Source organism: Kitasatospora sp. NPDC042419 (assembly GCF_056437345.1).
On record NZ_JBWKAW010000009.1, the window covers coordinates 50580 to 75913 of the forward strand.

At 75.2% G+C, this 25334-nt stretch carries 20 protein-coding genes; 6 read left to right on the forward strand and 14 right to left on the reverse strand.

The genetic code is table 11. From position 1 onward, the window contains the following. Positions 1-13 precede the first annotated feature (13 nt). The 3 genes from AC067J_RS19135 to dhbA form a co-directional block, all read right to left on the reverse strand. Positions 14-1606: a (2,3-dihydroxybenzoyl)adenylate synthase gene (locus AC067J_RS19135; RefSeq protein WP_478300635.1), complete on the reverse strand. Its 1593-nt coding sequence runs from the start codon at positions 1604-1606 to the stop codon at positions 14-16. After that, complete coding sequence (locus AC067J_RS19140; RefSeq protein ID WP_478300636.1) at positions 1603-2784, reverse strand: isochorismate synthase; 1182 nt, start codon at positions 2782-2784, stop codon at positions 1603-1605. Before AC067J_RS19140 ends, AC067J_RS19135 begins: the two co-directional genes overlap by 4 nt. An 83-nt stretch (positions 2785-2867) precedes the next feature. Further along, a complete protein-coding gene (dhbA, locus tag AC067J_RS19145) occupies positions 2868-3620 on the reverse strand; it encodes a 2,3-dihydro-2,3-dihydroxybenzoate dehydrogenase (protein ID WP_478300637.1) in 753 nt (250 codons plus the stop codon). 317 nt (positions 3621-3937) lie between these two features. On the opposite strand from dhbA, the gene AC067J_RS19150 reads away from it, so the two are divergent. Next, positions 3938-5602, forward strand: coding sequence for an MFS transporter (locus AC067J_RS19150; protein ID WP_478300639.1), 1665 nt, complete (start codon positions 3938-3940; stop codon positions 5600-5602). A 56-nt stretch (positions 5603-5658) separates the two neighbouring features. On the opposite strand, the gene AC067J_RS19155 is transcribed toward AC067J_RS19150, so the two are convergent. The 6 genes from AC067J_RS19155 to AC067J_RS19180 all read right to left on the reverse strand — a co-directional run bounded on the left by AC067J_RS19155 (position 5659) and on the right by AC067J_RS19180 (position 13304). Further along, complete coding sequence (locus AC067J_RS19155; RefSeq protein WP_478300641.1) at positions 5659-5949, reverse strand: amphi-Trp domain-containing protein; 291 nt, start codon at positions 5947-5949, stop codon at positions 5659-5661. A 229-nt stretch (positions 5950-6178) separates the two neighbouring features. After that, entirely contained in the window at positions 6179-7603 is a 1425-nt protein-coding gene (locus AC067J_RS19160) for a diacylglycerol/lipid kinase family protein (RefSeq protein ID WP_478300642.1), read from the reverse strand. An 85-nt stretch (positions 7604-7688) separates the two neighbouring features. After that, positions 7689-8120, reverse strand: coding sequence for a DUF7144 family membrane protein (locus tag AC067J_RS19165; RefSeq protein ID WP_478300644.1), 432 nt, complete (start codon positions 8118-8120; stop codon positions 7689-7691). A 254-nt stretch (positions 8121-8374) separates the two neighbouring features. Further along, the gene (locus tag AC067J_RS19170; protein ID WP_478300645.1) at positions 8375-8701 is read right to left on the reverse strand and encodes a carboxymuconolactone decarboxylase family protein; all 327 of its coding nucleotides are present in this window, start codon (positions 8699-8701) and stop codon (positions 8375-8377) included. 272 nt (positions 8702-8973) lie between these two features. Continuing rightward, entirely contained in the window at positions 8974-10269 is a 1296-nt protein-coding gene (locus AC067J_RS19175) for an FAD-dependent monooxygenase (RefSeq protein WP_478300646.1), read from the reverse strand. After that, the gene (locus tag AC067J_RS19180) at positions 10266-13304 is read right to left on the reverse strand and encodes a LodA/GoxA family CTQ-dependent oxidase (protein WP_478300647.1); all 3039 of its coding nucleotides are present in this window, start codon (positions 13302-13304) and stop codon (positions 10266-10268) included. The genes AC067J_RS19175 and AC067J_RS19180 overlap by 4 nt, the downstream gene beginning before the upstream one ends. Positions 13305-13506: 202 nt before the next feature. Here AC067J_RS19180 and AC067J_RS19185 point away from each other — a divergent pair, with 202 nt between their 5' ends. The 3 genes from AC067J_RS19185 (at position 13507) to AC067J_RS19195 (ending at position 16485) form a co-directional block, all read left to right on the forward strand. Beyond that, positions 13507-14985, forward strand: a complete 1479-nt coding sequence (locus tag AC067J_RS19185) for an insulinase family protein (protein WP_478300648.1) — start codon at positions 13507-13509, stop codon at positions 14983-14985. Between the two features lie 88 nt (positions 14986-15073). Further along, positions 15074-15652: a hypothetical protein gene (locus AC067J_RS19190; RefSeq protein ID WP_478300650.1), complete on the forward strand. Its 579-nt coding sequence runs from the start codon at positions 15074-15076 to the stop codon at positions 15650-15652. A 386-nt stretch (positions 15653-16038) separates the two neighbouring features. Beyond that, positions 16039-16485: a hypothetical protein gene (locus AC067J_RS19195; protein WP_478300652.1), complete on the forward strand. Its 447-nt coding sequence runs from the start codon at positions 16039-16041 to the stop codon at positions 16483-16485. 533 nt (positions 16486-17018) lie between these two features. On the opposite strand, the gene AC067J_RS19200 is transcribed toward AC067J_RS19195, so the two are convergent. The 3 genes from AC067J_RS19200 to AC067J_RS19210 form a co-directional block, all read right to left on the reverse strand. Then, positions 17019-17720 (reverse strand): DUF4232 domain-containing protein, encoded by a 702-nt coding sequence (locus AC067J_RS19200; RefSeq protein ID WP_478300653.1) that lies wholly within the window; start codon positions 17718-17720, stop codon positions 17019-17021. Positions 17721-18079: 359 nt separating this feature from the next. Beyond that, positions 18080-18346: a hypothetical protein gene (locus tag AC067J_RS19205; protein ID WP_478300655.1), complete on the reverse strand. Its 267-nt coding sequence runs from the start codon at positions 18344-18346 to the stop codon at positions 18080-18082. 121 nt (positions 18347-18467) lie between these two features. Further along, positions 18468-19334, reverse strand: a complete 867-nt coding sequence (locus AC067J_RS19210; protein WP_478300657.1) for an EamA family transporter — start codon at positions 19332-19334, stop codon at positions 18468-18470. 290 nt (positions 19335-19624) lie between these two features. On the opposite strand from AC067J_RS19210, the gene AC067J_RS19215 reads away from it, so the two are divergent. After that, entirely contained in the window at positions 19625-20485 is an 861-nt protein-coding gene (locus AC067J_RS19215; RefSeq protein WP_478300659.1) for a LysR family transcriptional regulator, read from the forward strand. A gap of 83 nt (positions 20486-20568) precedes the next feature. Here AC067J_RS19215 and AC067J_RS19220 read toward each other — a convergent pair whose 3' ends face one another. Continuing rightward, on the reverse strand, positions 20569-21765 hold the full coding sequence (locus tag AC067J_RS19220; RefSeq protein WP_478300661.1) for a hypothetical protein: 1197 nt from the start codon (positions 21763-21765) through the stop codon (positions 20569-20571). Positions 21766-22187: 422 nt separating this feature from the next. Between AC067J_RS19220 and AC067J_RS19225 the strand changes: the two genes are divergently transcribed. Then, positions 22188-23777: an alpha/beta hydrolase gene (locus tag AC067J_RS19225; RefSeq protein ID WP_478300663.1), complete on the forward strand. Its 1590-nt coding sequence runs from the start codon at positions 22188-22190 to the stop codon at positions 23775-23777. A 169-nt stretch (positions 23778-23946) separates the two neighbouring features. On the opposite strand, the gene AC067J_RS19230 is transcribed toward AC067J_RS19225, so the two are convergent. Further along, on the reverse strand, positions 23947-25311 hold the full coding sequence (locus AC067J_RS19230) for a M14 family metallopeptidase (protein ID WP_478300665.1): 1365 nt from the start codon (positions 25309-25311) through the stop codon (positions 23947-23949). Between the last annotated feature and the right edge of the window lie 23 nt (positions 25312-25334).

The window sequence follows — 25334 nt, forward strand, 5'->3', positions numbered from 1 at the left end:
GGGCCTTTCTGGGCTAGCGGGAGGTGGTGCGGAGGTCCTTCTTGCTGACCTTGCCGACGCCGGTGCTGGGGAAGGCGTCGACGAACTCGACGCGGTCCGGGACCTTGTAGCCGGCGAGTCCGGCCGCGCGGACGAACGCCTTCAGGTCGAGCGCGCGGGGCCGCTCGGCGTCGGGGCGGAGGATCACGTACGCGCAGCTGCGCTCGCCCAGGTACTCGTCCGGGACGGCGACGACCGACACGTCGTGCACCGCGGGGTGGGCGAGCAGGACGTTCTCGACCTCCTCGGCGGCGACCTTCTCGCCGCCCCGGTTGATCTGGTCCTTGGCCCGGCCCTCGACGACCAGGTGGCCGGTGGGCGTGCGGCGGACGAGGTCCCCGGTGCGGTAGAAGCCGTCGGCGGTGAAGGAGCGCGCGTTGTGCTCGGGCGCCCGCCAGTAGCCGCGGATGGTGTACGGCCCGCGGGTCAGCAGGTGGCCCGTGGTCCCCTCGGGCAGGTCGACGTCCTCGTCGTCGACGATCCGGATCTCGTCGTCGGGGGAGATCGGACGGCCCTGCGTGGTGAGGACGGTCTCCTCCGGGTCCTCGGGGCGGGTGTAGTTGACCAGCCCCTCGGCCATCCCGAAGACCTGCTGGAGCCGGCAGCCGAGCGCCGGGCCCAGCCGGCGGGCGGCCTGCTCGCTGAGCTTGGCGCCGCCGACCTGGATCAGTTCCAGGCTGGACAGGTCGTGGCCGCTGCCGGGGGCGGCCTGCGCCCAGGCGAGGGCCAGCGGGGGCACCACGCCGGTGATGGTGACGCGTTCGCGGGCGATCAGGGCGAGCGCCGTGCCCGGGCTCGGCTCGGGCGCCAGCACGACGCGGCCGCCGGCGTGGAAGGTGCCGAGGGTGCCCGGCGAGCTGAGCGGGAAGTTGTGGGCCGCGGGCAGCGCGCACAGGTACACCGTCGCGGGCGACAGCTCGCAGATGACGGCCGACTCGCGCACGCTGTACAGGTAGTCGTCGTGGCTGCGGGGGATGAGCTTGGGCAGCCCGGTGCTGCCGCCGGACAGCTGGAGGAAGGCGAGGTCGCCGGAGTGCGGCGGGTCGGCCGGCGGGACGGAGGCGTCGGCGCGCAGTTCGGCGAGGGGCGTGAACCGCCCGGGGTCGCCGACGACGAAGACCTCTCCGAGGCCGGGGACGGCCGCGCACACCTCGGCGGCCAGCTCACGGTGGTCGAAGCCGTCGTGGCGGTCGGCGATGAACAGGGCCTTCGCCTCGGCGAACTCGCAGAAGTACGAGATCTCGGCCCGGCGGTGCGCCGGGAGGCCCATCACCGGGACGACGCCGGCCCGCATCGCGCCGAAGAACACCTCGAAGAACTCGGCGACGTTGGGGAGTTGGAGGACGACGCGGTCGCCCTTGCGCAGCCCGCGGGCAAGCATCCCGGCGGCGAGCCGGTCGGCGCGCGCGTCCAGTTCGGCGTAGCTCCAGTGCCGGTCGCCGTCGGTGACGGCGATCCGCTCCGGGGCCGAGGCGGCGTGCCGGCGGATCATGGCGTCCAGGGTCTCGCCGGTCCAGTACCCGGCCGCCCGGTAGCGGTCGGCTGCGTCCTCGGGGTAGAGGCTCATTCGGCGTTCTCCAGTCCGACGGCGTGCAGGAAGGTCCGGAACTTCGCGGCCGTCTCGGCCAGTTCGTGTTCCGGGACGGAGGCGGCGACCACACCGGCTCCGGCGAACAGCCGCAGCAGGTCGCCGTCGGCCTCGGCGCAGCGCAGGGTGACGACCCATTCGCCGTCGCCCGAGGCGTCGCCCCAGCCGACCACGCCCGTGTAGAGGCCGCGGTCGAACGGTTCCAGTGTGCCGATCAGTTCCCGGGCCCGGTCGGTCGGGGTGCCGCAGACGGCCGGGGTGGGGTGCAGGGCCAGCGCGAGGTCCAGGGCGCTGGTGGACGGGTCGCGCAGCGTCCCGGTGACGGTGGTGGACAGGTGCCACATGGCCGCGGTGCGGATCAGCGACGGCCGTTCGGGGACGTCGAGGTCGTCGCAGTGGGGCGCGAGGGCGCGGCGGACGGCGTCGACCACGAAGGCGTGCTCGGCGAGGTCCTTGGGGGAGCGGGTCAGTGCCTCGGCCCGGCGCCGGTCCTCCACGGGGTCGGCGCTGCGGGCGGCGGACCCGGCGAGCGGGTTGGACACCACGTGCCGGCCCCGGCGGGAGAGCAGCAGTTCGGGGCTGGCGCCGACCAGGGTGGCGGTCCCGCCGGCCGGCACGGCGAAGGTGTAGCCGTGCGGGTCCCGGTCGAGCAGCCGGCCGACCATGGCGGGGATGTCGGTGCCGCCGGGGGCGGTGAGCTCCAGGGTGCGGGCGAGCACGACCTTGGCGAGGGAGGGGTCCTCGTTCATGAGCCGTACGGCGCGGGCGACGGCGTCGCGGTAGCCCTCGGGCGCGGGGACGGGCCGCCGGGTCCACGCGGTCGGCGCGGTGCGGCCGGGCGCGGCGGCGGCCGGGAGTCCGGCGCGCGTCGGTGCGGCGCGGTGCACCTGCTCGGGGATGAACAGCTCGGCGGGCCGGCCCGGCGAGAAGGGGATCGCCCCGACGACCACGGGGTCGCGGCCCTCGGCCCGGGCCGCCGCCAGCAGCCGGCCGGCGTCGGCCGGGTCGGGTACGGTCCGGTGCACGCCTTCGGCGAGCAGGGTCCGGGTGGGTCCGGCGAGGAAGGCGCGGTCGGGGCCCGGCCGGTAGGCGGCCAGGAGCTCGCTGCCGTCCACCGGGGTCGCGACGGGGGACCGGGCTTCGGAAGCCGTGGTCATGGTGCTCCGTTCTGCCGGTGCCGGGGGCACCGGGTGGTGGGACTCGAAGGGGGCGGGCGGTTCCGGGACCGCCCGGTTCGGCGTCAGGCCCGCAGCGTGGCGCCGCCGTCGACGTAGAGGTCGTGCATCGTGATGTGCCGCGCGCGGTCCCCGGCGAGGAAGAGGACGGCCTCGGCGACGTCCTCGGGGGCGGCGATCCGGCCGAGCGGGATCCCGGCCCGGAAGCTGGCGAGGTCGCCCTCGATGACCCGGCGCTCGCTCTCGTCGTCGGTCCACAGCGCGCGCTGCATGGGGGTGTCGGTCGAGCCGGGCGACACCAGGTTGCAGCGCACGCCGGAGCCGGCCAGTTCCAGGCCCAGGCAGCGCATGAACATCGTGGTGGCCGCCTTGGAGGCCGCGTACGCTGCCATGTTCATCCGGGGCACGCCGGCGGCGTTGGAGCCGACGGTGACGATGCTGCCCCGCCCCCGGTCGGCCATCCGGCGGCCGACGGACCGGCAGGTGTGGAACACCCCGGTGGTGTTGACGGCGAAGGTGTGCTGCCAGTTCTCGTCGCTCGTGCTCAGGACCGGCTCGGCGTGCAGGACGCCGGCGACGTTGACGAGGATGTCGATCGGCCCGTACTCGTGCTCCGCGAGGTCGACCAGCTTCTCGACCGCGTCGGCGTCCGTGACGTCGAGGCGGTGCACCGAGGGGTCGGACGGGGAGCGGTCGCAGGCGACGACCCGGGCTCCGCGGGCGGTGAGCAGGTGGGCGACGGCGGCCCCGATGCCCTGGGCGGCGCCGGTGACCAGGGCGGTCCGGCCTTCGAACTCGTCGGTGGATATCGCTGCCATCGGTCAGCGCACCGCCGTGGCGGCCGACTTGCCGGTGTCCCGGCAGGTGCGGCGCGGTGTGGGAACACGGCTGGTGGTGGGCGGCATGGACCTTCTCCCTGGGGTCGGAGCGCAGCGGCTGTCGGACGGACTTGCGAAGCGGTGAGGTAAGGTTAGCCTAACCGCATCGAAGGTACGTCAGGGACCGTCCCGGACATCCCGAGGCCGGACCGGTCGGCAGTCGCGCTCGGCAGTCCCGCGCGGCGGCGCCGCCGACCGGCTGACATCCGTGGCGGGTCGGGGGGCCGCTCCCCGGGGCCGCTGGGACCATGACGCCCATGGCATCCAGGGCATCCGGCACATCCGGCACATCCGGCACATCCGGCGCATCCGGGGCGGGGGCCTCCGGGAGATCGTCGAAGGCCGGGCTCGTCCTGCTGACACTCGCGGCCGGCCAGTTCCTGATGACGCTCGACAGCTCCGTCATGAACGTCTCGATCGCGACGGTCGCCGAGGACGTCGGCACGACCGTGAGCGGGATCCAGGGCGCCATCACCGCCTACACGCTCGTGATGGCGATGTTCATGATCCCCGGGGGCAAGGTCGGCGCACTCATCGGACGCAAGCGCGCGTTCCTGATCGGCTGCGTCATCTACGGCTGCGGCTCCCTGACGACCGCCCTCGCCCCCAACCTGCCGGTGCTCCTGGTCGGCTGGTCCTTCCTGGAGGGGATCGGCGCGGCGCTCATCCTGCCCGCGATTGTGGCGCTCGTCGCCGGGAACTTCGGTGTCGAACGCCGCCCGGCCGCCTACGGGCTCGTCGCGGCGGCGGGCGCCGCCGCGATCGCGGTCGGCCCGCTGATCGGCGGCGTCGCCACGACCTACTTCTCCTGGCGCTGGGTCTTCGCCGGCGAGGTCGTCATCGTGCTCGGCATCCTCGTGCTCGCCCGCCGCATCGCCGACGCCCCCGCCGACCAGAGCCCGCCGATCGACCTGGTCGGGGCCGCGCTCTGCGCCATCGGCCTCGGCGTCTTCGTCTACGGCGTGCTCCGCTCCGGAGCGTGGGGCTGGTTCCTGCCCAAGCCGGACGCACCCGCCTGGCTCGGGATCTCCCTGGTCGTGTGGCTGATGCTCGCCGGCCTGCTCCTGATCCGGCTCTTCCTCGCCTGGGAGGCCCGCGTGGTCGAGCGGGGCGGGGAGCCGCTGGTGGACCCGGCCCTGCTGCGCAACCGGCAGCTCACCGGCGGCCTGATCATGTTCTTCTTCCAGTACCTCGTCCAGATGGGCGTGTTCTTCCTCGTCCCGCTCTACCTGTCGGTCGCCCTGGGCCTGTCCGCGCTGAAGACGGGCGCCCGCATCCTGCCGCTGTCGCTCACCCTGCTGGCGGCCGCGATCCTGATCCCGCGGCTGCTCCCGGACGTCTCACCGCGGCGGGTGGTGCGGCTCGGTGTCCTCGCGCTGTTCGCGGGCGCGGTGGCGCTGCTGGCCGCGCTCGACGCCGACGCCGGTGCGGAGATCGTCACCGTGCCCCTCCTGCTGATCGGGCTCGGCATGGGCGCGCTGGCGTCCCAGCTCGGGGCCGTCACGGTGTCGGCCGTCCCGGACAAGCAGAGCGCGGAGGTCGGCGGCGTCCAGAACGCCGTCACCAACCTGGGGGCCTCGATCGGGACGGCACTCGCCGGGTCGATCCTGATCGGCGCTCTCACGTCGTCGTTCCTGGCGCACGTGGAGGAGAATCCGGCGTTCCCGGCCGAGGTCCGCAGCCAGGCGGTGGTGCAACTGGAGAGCGGCGTGCCCTTCCTGTCGGACGCCCAGCTCACGAAACTCCTGGCCGACGCGGGCGCGACCTCCGAGGCGACGCAGGCGGCGCTGGACGCGAACGAGGCGGCGCGGCTGGACGGCCTGCGCGCCGCGCTGGCGGTCCTGGCGTTCGCCGCGCTCCTCGCGCTGTTCTTCACCCAGCGGATCCCGACGGCCCAGCCGGGCTCGCCGAAGGAGACCTGACGGCCCGGCGGGGGCGGCGAGGTACGGAGGAGGGGCGGCGAGGCACGGCGGGGGAGTCAGCCGTGGTCGGGCCCGCCCGGCGGCGGCGAGGGCTTCGGCTTCTCGGGGGCCGGCCGGTTCCCCGAGGTCGGCCACTTGAGCTCGACCTCGACCTCGATCTCGCCGTCACCGACCTCGACCTCGACCTCGCTGCGGAGTTCGTCGGGGATGCGCAGGGTCATCGTCCCGGGGCCGAGTTCGAGCTCGGCGTTGCCGCCGTGCCGCAGTGCGGCCGCGAGTGCGGAGAGCAGGTCGGCGGCCTCCAGGCGGGACAGCGAACGCTTCTGCTCGAACTTGAGGTCCTTCACGGGTCTCTCCCATCCGGGGTGACGGACCGGAGGCGCCGGGCGGCCGCCGGGTCGGGGTCCCGCGGCCGCCGGACCGGCGGCGGGCGCCGGTCGCGGTGTCCGGGGAGGCACCTCCTGCTTCCAGCCTGCGCGCCTCGGGCGGCCCGTGCCACCTCGGGCGGCCCGCCGACCCCCGACCCCCGACCCCCGACCGCCGACCGCCGGGGCCGGCTCCGCTCCCGGCCCCGGGTCACCCGGTCCGGTCCTCCGGCCCCGTGCCCGTTCCCGGCCCCGTTCCCGTTCCCGTTCCTGCTCCTGTTCCCGGCTCCGTTCCCGCGCCCGGCTCCGGTGCCCCGGAGCGGGCGAAGGCCAGGGCGAGGATCTCGCGCCAGCCCGGGGTCGGCCGGGCGGGCGGAGGACCGGGCCGGTGCCTCGGCACCAGGACGCGCAGGGCTCCGGGGCGGATGCCGCAGACGACGGGCGCGGGCATGAGCAGGGCCTCCCCGTCCACGGCGACCGGGATGCGGTCCGTGTCCGACCCGACCACGACCCGGCGGCAGGTCAGCACCTGCAGGCCCGCCGCCCTGCCGCTGCTGAGCGCGAGTCGGGTCGCCTGGGCCGCGCTGGTCACCCGGATCCCGACGACACCCAGCACGCCGAGGTCCAGCCGGGGTCGGCGGCCGCCCCCGGAGACCGGTTCGGTGCCGGTGTAGGGGTTGTTGCTGACCAGGAGCGCCTGCTGGGCGTCCAGCCGGACGTCCTCCTCCGTCCGGGCGTCGACGAGGTGTCCGCCGTAGCCGAGCAGCAGGTCGGGCAGCGCGTCCAGGGCCGCGCCCGCCTTGGCGTCGCGGTACTCGGGGCGCTGCACGATCTGCGCGTACACGCCGAAGGAGGCGGTGTTGACGAAGGCGCGGCCGCCCACCGTGCCCAGGTCGACGCGGAGTTCCTCCCCGTCGGTCAGCGCGTCCAGGCAGCGGGACGGGTCCGTGCGGTCCAGGCCGAGGTCCATCGCGAAGTGGTTCCGCGTCCCCGCCGAGACCACCAGGAACGGCAGGTCGTGCTCGGCGGCCACCTCGGCGACCCTGGCCTGGGTGCCGTCCCCGCCCGCGACCCCGAGCAGGTCCGCGCCCTCGGCCACCGCCCGACTGGCCAGCGCGGCGACGTCCACCGTGGCAGAGGTGTCCAGGAGGACGACCTCGGCACCCAGCGCCTCGGCCTTCTCGACCAGTCCGAACCGGCCGACCTTGCCGCCGCCCGACTTCGGATTCATGATCAGGAACGGTCGGCGGGGGCGCTGCCCGGCGACCGCGCGCATGCCGTCGGGCCGGCGCACCAGGCGCACCGCGGACCTCGCGCTCGCCGCGGCGGCCGCCCACAGCACGGTCGCCGCCAGTGCCTCGGGCCACAGGCCGGCCCGGGCGTAGAGCACCACGACGGCCGCGGGCGCGCCCACCACCAGCAGGAACCCGAGCGCCCGCACGGCCCCGCGGTGGGACACCGCCCACCAGGTACCGGCTGCCGTGAGCGCCGAGCCGATCACCGCGGTGACGAGGATCAGCACGCCGCCGGGACCGCTCCCGACCACCAGGACCGCCAGCGCGCCGAGGGCACAGACCACGGCCAGCCGGGCCGACAGCCGGGCGCGCCGGGGCACGGCCGAAGGGGGTGCTGCCATCGCCCTCACCTCCTCCGGCCGGCCTCGCCGGCCTCGCCGGGCTCCTCGGCCCTTCCGGCCTCGGTCGCTCCGGCGATCACCCTGGTCAGGCGGTCGGGGCGCCGTCGTCGCGGTGGACCGCGCAGAGGCCCCAGATCACGAAGCCGCTGATGGCGATCACGACGATCGACCACACCGGGTAGTACGGGATGGAGAGGAAGTTGGCGATGATGAGCAACGCCGCCAGCGCCACACCGAGGATCCGGGCCCAGAGCGAGACCCGGAACAGCCCGAGGCCGATGCCGAGGGCGATGATGCCGAGGATCAGGTGGATCCAGCCCCAACTGGTCAGGTCGAACTTGAAGATGTAGTTGGGGGTCCGCACGAAGACGTCGTCCTCGGCGATCGCCATGATCCCTCGGAAGATGCTCAGACAGCCCGCGAGCAGGAGCATCACGGCGGCGAAGACGGTGAGGCCGCCCGCGAAGCCGGACGAGCCGCCGGTGCCGGCGGGAGCGCTTCTGGTGGCTGAGGACATGAGGTGCCTCGATTCGTGCCGACCGGTCCTCCGCGGGGCCGCTGCGGAGGGATCCGGCGGTGTGGAGCCGGTGACGGGTACGGGGGACGCGCCGACCGGGCCGGGCGGACTGCCGCGGGAGCCGGGTGGCGGGACCCGGCCCGTCGCCGGGGATCCGGGTGGATGCGGATGCGGATGGGGTCGGGGTCGGTCGGGGTGGCCGGATGGCCGGTACTGGAGCGGTCGGGTGGCCGGGTGGCCGGAGCCTGCCGGGGTCAGCCCGCGGAGGCGGCGTCGATCTCGGCCACGGCGATGGCGAAGCCGAGGGCCTCGGTGATGTGGGTGGCCGCTGACATCACCCGCGCGGTGCCCACCACCGGGGCGATGGCCACCAGCACGTCCTGGACCTGCTCCGCGGTCACGTCGGACTCCATGGCGGGGCCGAGGTGGGCGAGGTAGGACATCGGGGGCGCGTCCATGGCGACCAGCGCGGCGATGCGGGTGAGGAGGAGCGTCTCGGTGGGCAGCCCGCACCGCTCGATCGAGTCGAGCGTCATCGCGGCGAGGGTGTCCAGGACGGGCGTTTCGGACGAGGTCGTCATGCCGGGTCATCTCCTGAGGGGATCGGGAGCCGGCGCGGGCGATCGTGGGGAACACGCGATTTCCGCCGCGTCGTGCCCCCGTAGTTCAGACCCTAGGAGCATTCCGGCCCGTGTGCACCTTCGTGCCGTCCGGGCGACGCGGTGGGTGGTCGGCCGGGCGCGCACCGGAGTTGCCGGGCCGCCGGGAGCCGGCCGCCGGGAGCCGCGCCGCCGGCCGCCGCGCGGCCCGGGAGCCGGGCGATCCTGGGGCGGCGCCGGGGGAGCGCCCCCGGTCAGGCGCCCGGGGGCGGGGGAGCGTGGCGGCGGCGCCAGAAGGGGTGGTCGGGCCAGCGCTGCTCCTGCCGGTAGGACAGCGCGTGGTTGCCGGCGTACGCGGTGGCGATGCCGTCCAGGAACCCGGCGTAGTCGGCGAGTGCGGCGGGTGTCCGGCCCGGGGCCTCCAGGCAGGCGGCCACCGTCCGGCCGGCGCGGGCGCCGGTGTGCAGCGCGGTGAGGATGCCCTGCGAGGAGAGCGGGTCGAAGGCGAGCGCGGCATCGCCCGCGGCCACCCAGCCCGGTCCGGCGACGGGGTCCAGTCGCAGGCCGTGGGCCGGGGCCCAGCGGGGGACCGGGGTCGCGGCGGGGTCGTACCCGGCCAGTCGGCGGCGGACGTGGCCGGTGCGGGTGATGCCGTGCCAGAAGCCCTCGGGGGTCCGGAGTGCGGGGTCCGCGAGGTCGGGGTCGGTCAGGTGGGCGACGAGGCGTCCGGCCGGGACCAGGGTGGTGTACCACCAGCCGTGGGGCGCCGCCTCCACGAGTGTCCGGGCCTCCCGGTCCGCGTCCCCGCCGCCCTCGGAGCCCCCGCCGCCCCCGCCGCCCCCGCTGCCCACGGGGCCCTCGGGGCGGCGGACGTCGAACACGGCGTAGGCGGCGACCAGGCGGTCCTGCCGGTGGCGCAGGCCGTGTCGGCGGCCGATGACGCAGCGGCGGCCGGTGGCGTCCACCGCCCACCGGCTGCGCAGTTCCCGCACGGCGCCGGTGCCCCGGTCGCGGACGACCAGGCGGCCGTCGGCGCGCCGCCGCAGCACGGTGGACGGCCGGAGTTCGGCGCCCGCCGCGACCGCCGCGTCCCGGAGGAACGCGTCGAAGCGGACCCGGTCGAGGTGCCAGCCGTGGCCGTACGGGTCGAGGAGGTGGCTGCGGCCGTGCAGCGCCGCCGAGCCCCAGGCACTGAGGGTCCCCGTGGACCGGGGATGCCCGGCGGCCAGGAAGGCGTCCAGCAGCCCGAGGTCGCGCAGCAGCGGGCGCGCGACGGGCGGCAGGAACTCGCCGATCCTGAAAGCACCGGTCCGGGACTCGGCGGCCCCGGTGGCGCCCGGTCCGGCGCCCGGTCCCGTGCCGGCGCCCGGCGGGCCGTGCCCGCCAGCGCCGTCGTCGAGGAGCACGACCCGGTGGCCGGCGCCGGCCAGGACCAGGGCCGCCACCGCGCCCGCCGGGCCGCCGCCGGCCACGACCGCGTCGGCGTCCCCTGCGTTCCAGGAGTCCCCGGTGTCCCAGGACTCCCCGGCGTCGCGCGGAGCCGCGGTCACCGGCGGTGGAGGCGTACGACCTTGTCGATGAAGCCCGCCGACACCTCCTCGTCGGGCTGCTCGGCCATGGTGACGGCGGTGGCCAGCGCGGACTCGCCGAGGGCGGGGTCGGCGCCGAGCGGCACGTGCAGGGTGACCAGGTTGCGGGCGGCCGGCGGGGCGGGCTCGCGGGGGAAGGACACCTCCGACTCGACGAGCATCTCCGCCGGGAACCGGGGGTCGTCCGCGACGCCGGGCCGGCGCTCGACGAGCCCGAGCCTGCCGAAGTCCGTCACCATGGCGTTGATGGTGTTGAGGTAGCCGGAGGGCAGCCAGCGGAGCCAGGTGCGCCGCTTCTCGAAGGCCGCCAGCCGCTCCTCGTCGGGGCGGGAGGTGTCGACGACGACGTCGTACTCCTCCTCGGCCAGGACGTGGTTGGGCACCCGGGCGGGCCAGAACGTGGGCAGGTAAGGGTCGTACTTGGGGCCGAAGCCCGGCAGGCCGTAGCCGTAGCCGGAGAGGCAGCTGGCGGTGTCGGTCTGCCACGGCACGGCCATCCAGCGCGTCAGGTCGCCCGGACGCTGCCCGTAGAGCGGTCCGTCGTACGCGAGTGCGATCTCCGGGGTGAGCTTCGGGCCGTAGGACGGCGGCCGGGGCGCCTTCGGGTCGCGGTGGCGCACCCGGAACGGGGCGCTGTACAGGGTGGTGTGCCGCATCGGCCAGGTCAGTTCGCAGCCGGGGTGGAAGGCGTCGGCGAGGCAGAACGACAGGGCCGCCCGGTCCAGGGCCTCGGGCCGCCGGGAGAGCGGGAGTTCGTCGAGGGACGGCGCGGGCGGTGCCTGCGGGTCGTGGTCGGCGGTGAAGTCCCCGTCGGCCCAGCGGTCCAGCAGGCGGTACTGGAGCGGGGAGAGCGTCACGTGCTGGCGTTCGGAGTCGGGCGGCAGGTTCATCGCGTCGCCGTAGATCGCCGGCCACGGCACGGGCGACATCCCGTCCCGGTCGTAGTTGCGCATGGTGGCCCAGACCTGCCGGCGCAGCTCGCGGTGGACGGGCGAGGGGTCGGCGAGCTCGGCGAGCCGGTCGGGGTCGAGGAAGTTCACCCGCCCGCCGTGCCCGAACTGGGCGGCCAGCCCGTGGTTGACCCACTGCAGCCCGCAGAGGCGGCGCAGCACGGGCAGCACGTCGCGGGTGAACGACACCTGCTGCGGGGCGGGCAGCAGGCCGGCGGTGACGAAGGCGTCGCGGACGAGGTCGTACATGGTGCGCACCGAGGTGAGTTCGGGCGCGTAGTTGGGCGGTGTGGTGACCACCCAGGCGGGTTCGACCGGGATGCTCCGCCCGTCGATGCGGACCTCGGCGGTGACCGGGCCGTCGGAGACGTCGTCGTGCCAGCCGTCGTTGTTGGCGAAGGTGTCGGCGGGGGTGTCCGTGGCCGAGGCGGAGACGCCCCGGCCGCCGAGGAAGAGCAGCCGGCCGCTCCCGTCGGTGCGCAGCTCGCCGAGGTAGACGGGCCGGTCCAGGAAGGTGCCGGTGTCGAAGCGGTACTCGGGCCGGTCGGAGCGGTCGCGGCCGCGCACCGAGCGCGGTCCGGGGTCGATGACGAGACGGTCGCGCTGGGCGGCCGGGACCTTGGGGTTGCGCAGCAGGCTCTCGTCGGTCCGTTCCGCCTCCGGGATGTCGAGGGCCAGCTGGAACTGGTACCAGGCGGCCTTCGAGTTGACGACGTGGACGGTCCACCGCAGGTCGGCGTTGTCGGCGGTCAGTTCGGCGACCGGCTGGCCGGCGGCGTTGTAGCCGTAGACGCGGAAGCGGACGGCCTGGCGCTTCAGGGCGCCGGTGGCGTCCTTGTAGCTGCCGGCGGGCAGCGCGGGCTCGTCCTCGGTCTCCGGGGCGAGGAAGTACTCGTCCGGGCTGTCGCCGACCCGCGCCACGCCGATCGCCGGGTGCACGGCGGCCCGGACGATCCGGGTGTCGCGTCCGGGCGGCGGGGTGAGCTGCGGGCGGGCGGGGCCGGGCTCGGTCGCGGGGACGCCGTTCACGTCGCGGCGCTGTGCGGCCGAGGCCGCGTAGACGGCCCGGCGGGCGTCGGAGATGCTGCCCACCGGGCGGTGCTCGGCGAGGCTGTGCCACGGGTTGAAGGCGAGGTTCTCCCCGTAGGCGGCCTGGCCGCGGGCGCGGACGTCCTGCTTCCGGAGGGTCAGCCGGGCCACCCGCACCGGTGCGCTCGCGGACTCCTCCCAGCGGACGGTGGCCCGGTCCAGGGGCATGCGGGGCGGGTCCTCGCGGAACTGGACCAGCAGGTCGAAGGCGGCCGGGCCGGCGGTGAGCCGGTGGCGCAGGTCGGCGCCCAGGTAGCCGGGGTCCTCGTCGGCGGACACCGCCGCCGGGTCGCCGGGCTCGCAGCCGGCCGGGACCAGCTTGTACTTGACGAAGCGTTCGAGGCCGAAGGAGTAGGGCAGCACGCTCCAGTACGTGGCCGTGAGGACGCTCTCCTCGGTCTTGGCCATCGCGTCGAGGACCTCCCGGGTGACGGGGTGCTCCCGCAGGTACGGCTCGTAGTCGCCGTCGACGACGCCGGCCCGGGTGAACTCGCACATGTCCTGCGCGGTGTCGACGAAGAAGACGTCGTGGTTCTGCAGCAGCAGGTCCTGGGTGCCGGCCTCGGTGGCGCCCTCCAGCAGCTTGGGACCGGGGACCCCGTACAGCTTGATGCCGATGCCGAGGGTGGTGCGCAGGTCGGGCCGACCGGGCACGGTGTCGCTGGAGAACCGGACCCAGGCGGACAGCCCGTCGGCCCGCTCGTGGGCGGTCTGCAGGAAGCCGACGCGCAGTTCGGGCGGGAGGTCGGGGTCGACGGTGAGCACGCCGCGGGCCACGCCGTGCGGCTTGAGGAACACCGGCCGCTGCGCGGGGTCCTGGCCGCGGGAGATGCGGGCGCCCTGGGTCATGTCGACGAACATGTCCCGCAGCGCCGCGGTGGGGTCGTCGGCGCAGTCGGGCAGGTCCGGCTGGCCGGGGCCGGGGACCGCGTCGGAGGGACCGGGGGTTCCGATCATGCTGTGCTCCCGTCAGTGCGGGGGCCTGCCGGTGGTCCGGTGGGGGGTCGCCCGTCCGCATCCTGGGTCCAGCGTGCACGAACATGTGGGGAGGGGGCACCGGGGTACCGCCGAACCGGCTAAGGCGCGCCCGGGAGCCCGGCCTGCGCGGCTGTGGAGAAACGATTGCGGGAATGGCTGAAAACACACCTATGATCGCCGGGTGAATCACGAGGTCATCGATGGAATCCCAGTCCTGTGGGCCCCCGCCCCCGGGCCGCTGGAGGCAGCCCTGGTCTTCGGCTGCGGCGTGCGGGACGAGACGTTCCGGACGCTCGGGGTGACCCACCTCGTCGAGCACCTGGCGATGAGCACCCTGCCCCGGCTGCACCACGACCACAACGCGTCGGTCGACCTGTCCGTCACCGAGTTCACCTGCTCCGGGCGGCCCGAACAGGTCGTGGAGTACCTGGCAGGCGTCTGCGCCGCCCTCCGCGACCTCCCGCTCGACCGCATCGACCAGGAGGCCGGGGTCCTGGCCGCCGAGGACGGCCGGGCCGCCGACCCGCAGACCGCGGAACTGCTCTCCCACCGCTACGGCGTCCAGGGCCTCGGCCTCGCCGCCTACCGCGGTCCCGGCGCGGACCGGATCACCGTCGAGGCCGTCCGGGACACCGTCGCCCGCCACTTCCACGCCGGCAACGCCGTCCTCGTCCTCACCGGCCCGCCGCCCGAGGGACTCCGGCTGCCGCTGCCCGCCGGTACGCGCCCGGACCGCGGCACCGCCCAGCCCGTCCTGCTCGACACCCCGTCCTGGCGGCAGGAGGACGTGCCCGGCCCCGGACTCGCCCTGCACGGCGACCTGAACGACCTGGCCCTGTTCCTCGCCGTCAAGGTGCTCGCGCACCGCCTGCGCGAGACCGTCCGCCACCGCCACGGGCTCTCCTACGACGTCGCCGAGGGCGTCGCACTCGCCGGCCGCGGCAGCGGCGAGCGCGTCATCGGCCTCGACGCCCGCGAGGGCCAGGAGCAGCGGGTCACCGAGCTGCTCTGGGAGGAGGCACTGCGCCTGGCCCGCGAAGGCGTCACCGAGGAGGAGCTCGCCGAGGAGCGCGAGGGCCTCCGCGAGGTCTGGACCGACCCGCGCTCCGTCCTCCACGAGCTCACGCACGCCGCCACCGCCCTCCTCTTCGGCGAGGAGTACCGCGACGTGCCCGCCCGGTCGGCGGCGCTCGCCGCCGTGACGCCCGAGCGTGCCCGGCAGGCCCTCGCGGACGCGCTCCGCAGCGCGCTGCTGGTGGTGCCCTGCGACGTCGAGGCCACCCTGGCGCAGCCGGACGGCTCGCCGCTGCCGCGCCACCGCTGCGTCCGGCACACCGACCTCCCCTCCGACGGACAGGTGTTCCGGCCCCGACTGGCCGAGCGGCTGCGCTACTCGGCGGCCCGCCGCACCCGGCTCGTGGTCACCGGGACCGGGGTGTGGGCGCGCGAGCCCGACGGCCTCCTCCACCACGTGCCGTTCGACGAGGTCGTCGCCGTGGAGGTGCGCGGTCCGGGCCGGGTGGTCTTCGGGAAGGACACCTGCTTCGTCCCCGTCGTCCCCGACCTGTTCGCCGACCTCGGGCCCGCCGTCCGGGCCGTCGACGCCGCCGTCCCGGCCGAACTGCTCTACCACGCCTCGGCGCTGCGCCCCGCCGACTGACCGACCACCGCTTCCGGCCGCCCGCCCGCACGAGAGGTGGGCGGCCGCCTCCCGTGCCACCCGCTCCGCACCTCCCCGAGAGACCGCCATGCCCACGTACGCCGCCGTCACCTCCGCCCCGTCCGACCAGGTCCTGGAGGCGCTGAAGCGCTCCAAGCGCGGCGGCTACCTCTACGCCGGCGCGCACGGCACCGGACTGCTGTTCGACCCGCCCAAGCCCCGGTTCGGGCGGATCAGCCGCAGCCGGATCATGGACCCGGCGTGGGCGCTCGCCGTCGACACCAAGACCGCGGTCTGGCTGCTGGAAGGTGCCGACTGGGGCGCCGCCGTCACCGCCTGTTTCCCCGGTGGCGGGTTCGAGGAGCTGGGCTGGGCCGCCGACTGGACCCCGCCGGCCGATCCCGCCGAGGCCGCCGCCGCCCGGGCCGCCTGGGACCGGCACTGCGGGAAGGTCGCCCGCAAGGCGGGCCTGGCCGACCCCGCGGCCCTCGCCGAGGTCCGCAACGACCCGGGCCCGGACGGCACCCGCACCCCGCCCGAGGAGCTCCTGCGCCGGATCTGCGAACTGGTCGGCGGGCCCTCCGTGGTGGTCGGTCAGTCGCTGGGCCTCCAGGCCGGGCCGGCCGGGCGCGACTTCGTCCGCTTCGAGGGCAAGGGCGGGCGCTGAGGCCGGGGCGGTAGCGGCGGCGCGCGCCTCTTGCCGCACGGCCCCGGGGGGAGGGGGTGCCGGGGGCGGGGGGTGCCGGGGGTGCCGCTTTCCCGCCCGCCCGCCTTCCTGCCCGCCCGCCTTCCTGCCCGCTCGCGCCGCCGGGCCCGGGCCGACCTGTCACCCGCCGACCTGTCGCGCGCCCGGGGGACATGACAGGCCGTTCCGGCCACCCGGAGGTCGCCCGCCGGTCATTCGGCGGTCGGGAGGGGTGGGTGGGTCGGCTGTTTCCCCGAACCCGGGACTCCGTTCGTGGACGGCTGCCATGCTTCCCTCCAGCACGATGTGACATGTCACAGGGTGTGCTCGGTATGTGCCGAGGACACCCGACGAGGGAGGGAATCCTGATGAAGCGTCTTTCCGCCGTCCTGGCCGGCGTCGCGGCCCTGGCCGCACTCACCGGCACCCAGGCCGCGGCCGCCACCACCCCCGCCGGTCCGGCCGGTCCGGTCGGGGCCGTCGTCACCTGCGGTAGCCCGGGTGCGCCCGGGTTCCTCCAGACCAGGGCCTGTATCGCCGTCACCGGAACCCAGGTCCGCCTCTACGGCACCGCCTACCCGACCAACCCGAGCTGGGTGGCCCAGAACGTCGGGTTCCGGCTGTCCGGCAACGCCGTCGGCCTGCCCCCGCTGCCGCCCATCACCCCGAACGTCCTGGTGCCCGTCGGCGGCCGTTCGGTCGGCGACATCAACATCACGGTGCCCTGCGGCACGACGGTGAACGCCGAGTTCAGCGTCGACCAGTTCGGCTGGCCGCCGTCGACGGCCACGGTCTCCACCGTCGTCACCTGCTGATCCGCCCACCCGTCCGAGGCGCCTGACCGCCTGACCGCCCGGTCGCCCGGGGTGTCCGGTCGTTCCGGTGTCCGGGCGACAACCCCGCCGTCCCCCGGCCGCCTTGCCGGCCGGGGGACGGCGGACTCCGCTCACGATCCGCCCCGGCCCCCCGGGGTGCCGGAGCCCGCGCCGCCGGAACCGGGTCGGCGGCCGTGGGAGCCGGGACCAGCCCGATGGCCGCCCCGAGGAGTGCGGCGGCCAGGGGGAGTGCCGGACTCCTCCCCTTGGGACAGGAGCACGAAGAGGGCCGCGCGGGGCAGGGCCGCGCCGAGACCCGCCCGGACCGGGTGCCGGGCGGCCCGCCGCCGGAACCGGGTCGGCGGCCGCTCCCCGCCCAGGGCCCGGTCGAGCGCCCGGACCGTACGACCGGCAGGCCGCCGTCGGTTCGTCACGCCGCAAGCGTGTGGCAGCCCTTCGCCCGCATCACGGGCGGAGCGGCCGCCTGGCACCGGCGGCCCGGCCGCGAATCCGAAGGGTCCGCAGGGCGCGTCTCAGAACTCGTCCGCGCCGTTGCGCAGCTCCGGCGTCCAGTAGCCGGTGGCCCAGACGGCCGGGTCGACGGCGATGCCGGCCGGGCCGGGGGCCTTGACGGTGGCCTGGCCGCCGCCTCCGGCGAGGGTGACGGAGAACGCCGTCACGGCCTCGGTGTCCTCGTGGGCCCCACCGTCGGACAGCTTCACGACGGCGTAGGCGGGGGCGCCCGCGTCGAGGGTGACGGGTGCGGCGGGCTTGCTCTTGGCGACGGCGGGGACGGTCTCGCGGTGGCCGTCGAGGAACCGGATCAGGGGGAAGTCGACGAGCCGGCAGCCGTGGCCGGAGGTGTTCTTCGCCGTCAGGACGATGTGGGTGTGGGGCGGTCCGCCCTGGAGGGCGGCGGTGACGGCGACGTCTTTCGTGGTGCACACCGGAGCGGCCGTGCCGGCGGGGGCGGTCGCGGCGGTGGTCTTCCCGGTGTCGGCGGTCCTGCCCGGATCGGTGGTCCTGCCCGTGCCGGCGTTCGCGGCCGGGGCGGTGCCCTGTGCGTTGCCGTTGCCGCTGCCCCCGGCGGAGCCTGCGGCGGACCGGGTCGGTGAGGGCGCCGCCCCGGTGGGCGTGGTGCCGGAGCCGCTTCCGCCGCAGGCGGTCAGGGCCAGGGCGAGCACGGCGGTACCGGCGGCGGCCAGGGCGGTGGTGCGGTGGTGGAAGGTGCGCATGGTGGATCCCCGTTGTCAGTGGTGTGGTGACGCATGGTCCGGTGGTGGGACCGGGGATGACCGTGCCCCGGGGGCCGTCCCGGCCGCCAGGGGCGGCCGCCGATTCGGGACGCTGGAACGTTTTCCAGCCGTTGACCTGCGGAAACGATCCTGCCTGGAACGGTGGGACGGGACGGGCGGGGTGGTGGCGCAGGGTGCCGTCGGTCGCGCGGGCGGCGGTGGGCGGGCCCGGGTGCGCTCCTCGGGATTCCGCTCGGGACGCGACGAGGGCCCCGACGTGGTCGGGGCCCTCGTGGAATCCGTGCGGTGTCACGCACGCCCGGTGGGGCCGGACGTCGTCCGGCCCCACCGGCGGGCGGTCAGCAGCGGACGCTGCGCTCGCACTCGAGGAGCTGCTGGATGTAGGCGTCCAGCGCCCGGGCGCGGGCCTCGGCGACGTTGGCCTCCTGGTAGTGGCCCTGCTGGCGCAGCCGGTTGGCCTGGGTGTGGAGCTTCTGGGCCTGGACCCGGAGCTCCTCGACGTTGACCGAGACCGAACCGCGGCCGGCGGCCGAGGCGGACTGGGCGGGTGCGACGGAGAGGAGCAGGCCTCCCGCGAGCACGGCGGTGACGGCGAGCGTGGACATGCGACGACGCATGATTCCCCCTGGTTTTCCTGATGTTTCCTGACATGACGGCCATATGTCGAACTGATGACCGGTCAGTAGTGTAAAAGATCTTGTCCGATGCTCGGACACCACCCACCGCTCAGCGGGCCCGCTGACCTGCGGAGCCCGTCCGCACGGCCCCCGCGCCGGCCGCCACCACCAGGACGACCGCCAGGCACTGACCCGCCGACAGCGCCTGCCCCAGGACCAGGAACCCGGCCAGTGCCGCGATCGCCGGGGACAGGCTCATCAGCACCGCGAACGTCGCCGAGGGCAGCCGGCGCAGCGCCAGCAGCTCCAGCGTGTACGGCAGCCCCGAGGACAGCAGCGCCACCGCGATCCCGGGCCCCAGCACACGCGGTTCGAGCAGCGCGCTCCCCGCGGAACCGATCCCGAGCGGCAGGCTGACCAGCGCGGCCACCGCCATCGCGAGGGCCAGTCCGTCCAGTCGCGGGAACCGGGCACCGGCGCGGGAGTTGAAGACGATGTACACCGCGCACAGCGCACCCGCGCCGAGCGCGAACCCTGCGCCCACCGGGTCGAGCCCGTCGAAGCCGTCCCGCCCGAGCAGGAAGACGCCGGCGAGCGCCAGCCCGGCCCACAGCAGGCTCACCGCCCGCCGGGCGGTGACGACGGACAGCAGGAGCGGGCCGAGGACCTCCAGGGTCACCGCCGGGCCGAGCGGGATCCGGTCGATCGCCTGGTAGAAGACGATGTTCATGCCGCCGAGCGCGACCCCGAAGGCGCCGATGACCGCCCAGTCCGAACGGCTGCGGCCGCGCAGCCGGGGGCGGCAGAAGGCCAGCAGCAGGACGGCCGCGATCGTCACCCGCAGGGTGACCACGCCGAGGGCTCCGACGCGGGGGAAGAGCAGGGCCGCGACGGCGGAGCCGAAGTGGACGGAGAGGCCGGCGGCCACCACCAGCCCGATGCCGCCGAGGCTGCCGCGGCCGGAGGCGACGGGCACCCCCGCCCCGTCCGTACCTGTCCCGTTCGTCCCGGATCCGTCCGTCCCCGCTCCGCTCGCCGGTGTCGGCGCCGCCGTCGGCGCTGCGGTCGGTGCTGCGGTCGGTGCCGCCGTCGGGGACGTCGTCCCCGCGGACGCCGCCACCGCGAACGCCGCTGCCGCGGGGACCGCCGCCCCGGACCGTGCTCCCGTCATGACCGTGTGGGGCCTCGTGTTCGTCATGGCTCCACGCTAGGAATCCGCCCGCTCCGCGTGAAATGCCGATCGAACGGTGGTTATGCTCTCCGGGCATGACCATGGAGCTGCGCCACCTGCGGGCCTTCCTCGCCATCGCCGAGGAGGGCACGATCACGCGCGCCGCGGCCCGCCTGCACATCGGCCAGCCCGCGCTCTCCCGGACACTGCGCCGGCTGGAGGACCACCTCGGCGTGCGTCTGGTCGACCGTTCCACCCACCACCTGGAGCTCACGGCGGCCGGCCGGGCGTTCCGCGACCGGGCCGCCGCCGCGGTGGCCGCCGTGGAGGCCGCCCTCGACCCGCGCTCCCTGACCGTCCTTCCGCTGCGCCTCGGCCACCCCTGGGCCGCGCTCGGCGACCACACCATCCCGCTGCTGCGCCGCTGGGACGAGGAGCACCCCGACGTGCCGTTGGAGCTGCGCCGCATCGACGACCGCACGGCCGGGCTCACCCGGGGCCGGGTCGACGTCGCGCTGCTGCGCGGGGACGTGGCGGCGCCGGACCTGGTCACGGAGCTGCTGCTGGAGGAGGAGCGGGTGGCGGTGGTGCCGGCGGGCAGCGGGCTGGCCGGCCGCGACGTCCTCACGCTGGCCGACCTCGCCGCGTGGCCGGTCGTCCTGAACACGGTGGCGGGAACCACCACCCTGGACCTCTGGCCCGCCGCCGCGCGCCCGACGGTGACGATCGAGGTCACCAACACGGACGAGTGGCTGACGGCGATCGCGGTGGGCCGGGCCGTGGGCGTCTCGACGTCGGCGACACCCCGCCTGCACCGGCATCCCGCCCTCGCCTACCGGCCCCTGGCCGACGCCCCGCCGGTGCCTCTCCTGCTGGCCTGGCGGCGCGGCGTCCCGGAGCACCCGGCGATCCCGGCCCTGGTCCGCCTGGCCCGCGAGCTGCTCGCCGACGGCTGACCGACCGTCGGGCGGCGGGGCGGCGGGGCGGCGGGGCGACGGGGCGATGGGGCGATGGGGCGGCGGGGCGATGGGGCGGCGGGTCAGCGCGTCTGGGCGAGGTCCAGCAGGCGGTGCATGACCGCCACCGGCAGCGCCGGATTGCACGCGGCGGCCGAGGCCTGGGCCGGCCGGGTGAGCCGCCGGAGCAGTTCGTCGGCGGGCAGCCTGGGGTCGCTGACCGCCCAGCCGCCCACCTCGGGGTCGTCGGCGAGCCGCAGCACCAGCTCCGGCCCGGCCTCCGGGTCGTCCAACGCGGCGTGCCGCAGGCGCGGGTTGGGGTCGTCGGCGAACCGGGCCAACCCGGGCCGGGCGAAGTTGCGGTGGTGGCGGAACCCCGACCAGTACCGGTCCTGCACCGTGGCGTACAGCTCCACCAACAGCTCGTGCGGCGCGTCCTCGCACCGCTCGGCCAGCGTGCGCCGCACCCGCTCGTCCTCGTCCGCCGCCAGCAGGGCCACCACGTCGGGCGCCAGGTGCGGCTGGGCCGCGAGCACCCTCCGCAGCCCGACGTGCGCCGACCTCGCGATCCGGCGGGCCGCATCCGGATCGGTCGCCTGCCGTGCGATCCAGGACGGCGGTGACCAGAAGTCCTGCCACACCGTGCACGGGATCGCGGTGCGCTGATCCTCCGTCAGGTCCTCCCGCATCGACACCGCGAGCCGGACGTCGTTCTCGGGATCCGCCGCCAGTCGCAGGGCCAGTGCGGTCGGCACCTCGGGATCGGCGGCGGCCTCCAGCCGGACCACCCGGTCCGGGTGCGCCACCCGCTGCTCCGCCGTCAGCGCCGGCACCGGCTCCGGCACCGGCGCCGCGACCGGCGGCTTTCCGCTGCCACTGACGATCCGCCGGATCTTCGGTTCCGGATCCTCCGCGAGGACCTCCAGCACCCCGGCGGGGACACGGCGCTTGTACTCGAAGAGCATCACCGCGTAGACGAACCGGACCCGGGGTTCCGGATCCCGTGCGAGCCGGGCCAGAACGTCGACGTCCGCCGTCGCGTTCTCCGCCACGTCCAATCGGCGCCGGACCTGCGGCGAAGCCACCAGCAGCTCCGTCGCCGCGGCATCCAAGGTCCTGTGCCGGAGCCAGCCGCCCGGTATCGGCAGCTCGTCGAACTCCAGCAGCCGGGTCAGCGCCTCCACCGGCAGCGCCCGATTGCCCGCGAGCCCCTGGAGCCAGCCGTCCACCACATCGCCGTCCGCGGCCGCCCGCTCCAGCGCCCCGCCCAGTCCGTCCATCCGCCCATTCTCGTCGACCCCGCAAATCCTGGTCGCACCGTTCGGGGAGGCTCGTGGAGGGGTGCTGATCAGGCTGCTTCGAGCCGTGTGCCTTCGTGGGTCCACCGACAGGGCTTGGCGGTCTCGTCGTGCCCGATCGCACGGGCCTCCACCGCCCGACGGGCTGCCCGCCGGCTCCTTGGAGGGAATTCCTCGACCGCGCGGGCGACCTCCACGTCAGCGGATCAGCCGTCCGATCAACACCCCTCCACGAACTTCTGCGGAGCAGTACTGGATCCGAAAGAGGGGGCCCAGCTCCGCCCGAGGCGCGTGCGGAGGCCATGTCTGCTGCGCACACGGACGGCTGACACATCGTGAGACGCCGGATCCCGCACCCCACCAGGGGGATGACGCGGCGACCTCGCCTCCCTATGGTCTAGTCCATGTTGAAGCAATCACTGAGATCCGTCTGCGGCGCGGTGGCCCTGGCGCTCGCCGCCGCCCTCGCCGCGGCGGGACCGGCCGAGGCCGCGCCCGGCCCGTCCACCCCGCCGCTCACCTGGACGGACTGCCCGCCCGACCCCTCGTCCGCGCCGGTGGACCCGCGCCTGCGCTGCACCAGGATCCGCGTCCCCCTCGACTACCGGGCGCCGTCCGGGCCGACCATCGAGATCGCGGTGTCCCGGCTGTCCACCGCGAAGCCGGGGCTGCGCCGCGGCATCCTGGTGCACAACGGCGGTGGCCCCGGGGTCGCCAGCCTGAACATCCCGAGCACCCGCGTGAACGACTACCCCCAGGCGGTGCTGGACCGCTACGACCTGGTCAGCTTCGACCCGCGCGGCGTCGGCTACAGCACCCCGGTCACGTGCGGCCGCACGGCCGCACAGCTCCCCAACGAACTCGTCTTCCCGTTCCCCGGCCCGGACGGCTCCATCGCCGCCAACGTGCGGTTCGCCCGCGACGTCGCCCGGGACTGCCTGGCCAACGGCGGCGAGCTGATCCGGCACCTGAACACGCCGAACACGGCGCGCGACCTGGACCGGATCCGCGCCGCCCTCGGCGAGCCGCGGATCTCCTTCCTGAGCGCGTCCTACGGCACCTACCTGGGCGCCGTGTACGCGGAGCTGTTCCCCGGGCGCACCGACCGGTTCGTCCTCGACGCCAACGTCAGCCCCAACGTCACCTGGCAGGAACGTTTCTCGCTCCTGGACCCGGCCAGTGAGGCCCGCTTCGGCGACTTCGCCGCCTGGGCCGCCGCCCGTGACGCCGACCTGCACCTCGGCGCGACGCCCGCCGCCGTGCGCCGGAACTACCTCGACCTCGCCGCGAAGCTCGACCGCACCCCGGTGACGCACCCGGTGGCCGGACCGGTCAACGGCGGCCTGTGGCGCGCGATCTACCGCTTCGACGCCTACCACACCGCGTTGTTCCAGGAGATCGCCGACTGGTGGCGCTACCTCGCCGCCGACGGGAACGGCCCGGTCCCGTACTGGTGGCTGAACCGGACGACTCCCGGGATCCCCGCGGACAACGACGTGGCCGCGCTCTTCGCCGTGGTCTGCAACGACAGTCCGGCGCCGCGCAACATCGCCCGCTACCAGCGGAACGTGACCGCCAGCCGGGCCGAGTACCCGATCCTGGACGGTCTGGGCGCCAACATCTGGCCCTGCGCGTTCTGGCCGGAGCCGCTCGAACCGCAGGTCAGGGTCACCGACCGGGGGCCCGCCAACATCCTGCTGCTGCAGACCAGCCGGGACTCGGTGACCCCGTACGAGGGGGCGCTGGCCATGCGGTCCGCGCTCGGCCGGCGCGCGAGGATGGTCACCGTCGACGGCGGCAACCACGGGGCCTACGACCCCGGCACCCCGTCCTGCGCGGTCACCGCGGCCGACCGCTTCCTGGCCGACGGCGTCCTGCCCGGGCGAGACCGGTACTGCGGCACCGATTCGACCGGCACCCCCGCCGCAGCGCCGGCGCAGGCGCCGCGGTTCGCGCGCCCCGGGGTCGGCGGGCTGCTGTCGGTCCGCTCCTGACGCTCCCGGCGCTCCAGCCGTTCCAGCTGGTCCAGCCGTTCCAGGCGTTCCCGGTGCTCCCTGCACCACTGTCGGGACGTCGCCACCGGGCCGGCCGCCGGGCCGGCCGCCGGCCGGGGCACGCGCCGGGCGGGGCCCCTCCCGGGACCCCGCCCCTGACGGACCGCGATCAGCTCGCGATGCCGCAGTACTGCTGCTGCTTGCCGATCGCGCGGTAGACGCAGTCGGCCGTCTCGACCAGCCGGAGCACCGCCTCGCGGTTGCGGCTGGTCTCGCGCCCGATCACCTCGTCGGGCGGGTAGAAGCCGCTGCTGCCGTTCGGCCCGGGGTACATCTCGAAGGTGTAGGCGAACACCCGCTGCGCGCCCCACAGCCAGTCGTCGATCGAGCCGTCGGTGATGTAGAGGTCGCTCGACTGCTCGGGCGTGTAGCCGTTGGTGCCGGCCATCGTCCGGCCCAGCGTGGCGAAGGTGTTGTACTCGTCGGCGGTCATGCCGGTGGTGGTGTTGGCGGTGGTCCAGCCGAACGGCCAGAGCACCAGCTCGCTGTACGTGTGGAAGTCGATGGCGGCGGTGATCTGCTGCTTCCCGCCCACCACCCGGGTGCGGACGAAGTCGGCGACCACCTTGGCCTCCTTGGCGGACTCCGGCGCGCTGCCGCGGTAGGTCTCGCTGGAGGTGGAGCCGGAGGAGCCGCCGCAGCAGCCCCACTTGTAGTTCCAGTTGCGGTTGAGGTCGGTGCCGACGCTGCTGCTGCCGGAGTTCGGCTGGCGGTCCTTGCGCCAGCTCCGGTAGCGGCCGGTCGCGATGTCGTACTCGCCGCCGTCCGGGTTGAGGTCGGGGATCACCCAGATCTCGCGGCCGTTCACGGCGTTGGCGATCCTGCTGTCGGTGGCGTACTTGTCGCCGAACTCGTGCAGCAGGTAGAGGGCCATCTCGACGGTGAGGTGCTCGCGGGCGTGCTGGTGGGCCGTGAACAGCACCTCGGGCTCGTTCTCGTCGGTGCCGACGTTGTCGCTGATCTTGACGGCGACGATCGGCCGGCCCTCGTAGGAGGTGCCGATGACGCGCTTGCTCATGATGGCGGGGTGCGCGGCCACGACGGCGTCGATGTCGGCCGCGGCCTCCGCGTAGTTGTGGTAGCCGGAGTCGGCGGACGGGAAGTCGTACACCGCCGTGCCCACGCCCTGCTCCCCGGGGTCGGCGCCGTACCGGGGACCGGGCAGCGGGACGGGGGACCAGCCGAGCGCCCGCAGCCGGGCGGCCTCGGCGGGGGTGGCGCTGACGACGACCGAGTCGGGCCGGACGGCGTCGACCGAGGCGCCGGTCGCGGCGACGGCCGTGCGTTCGGCGACGGTGCGGGGCCCGTCGAGGCGGTACTGCCGGACGGTGTCGGCCGCGGTGGCGGCGCCGGCCGCCGCGGACGGATCGGCGACCGGGTGCGCGGCGGCCTGGACGGTGAGCGGGGAGGCGAGTGCGAGGGCCAGCAGGACGGCGGTGACCGCGGCGGGCTTCCCTCGGCGGGGCAGTCGCATGACTGTCCTCCTGTGGGGGATCC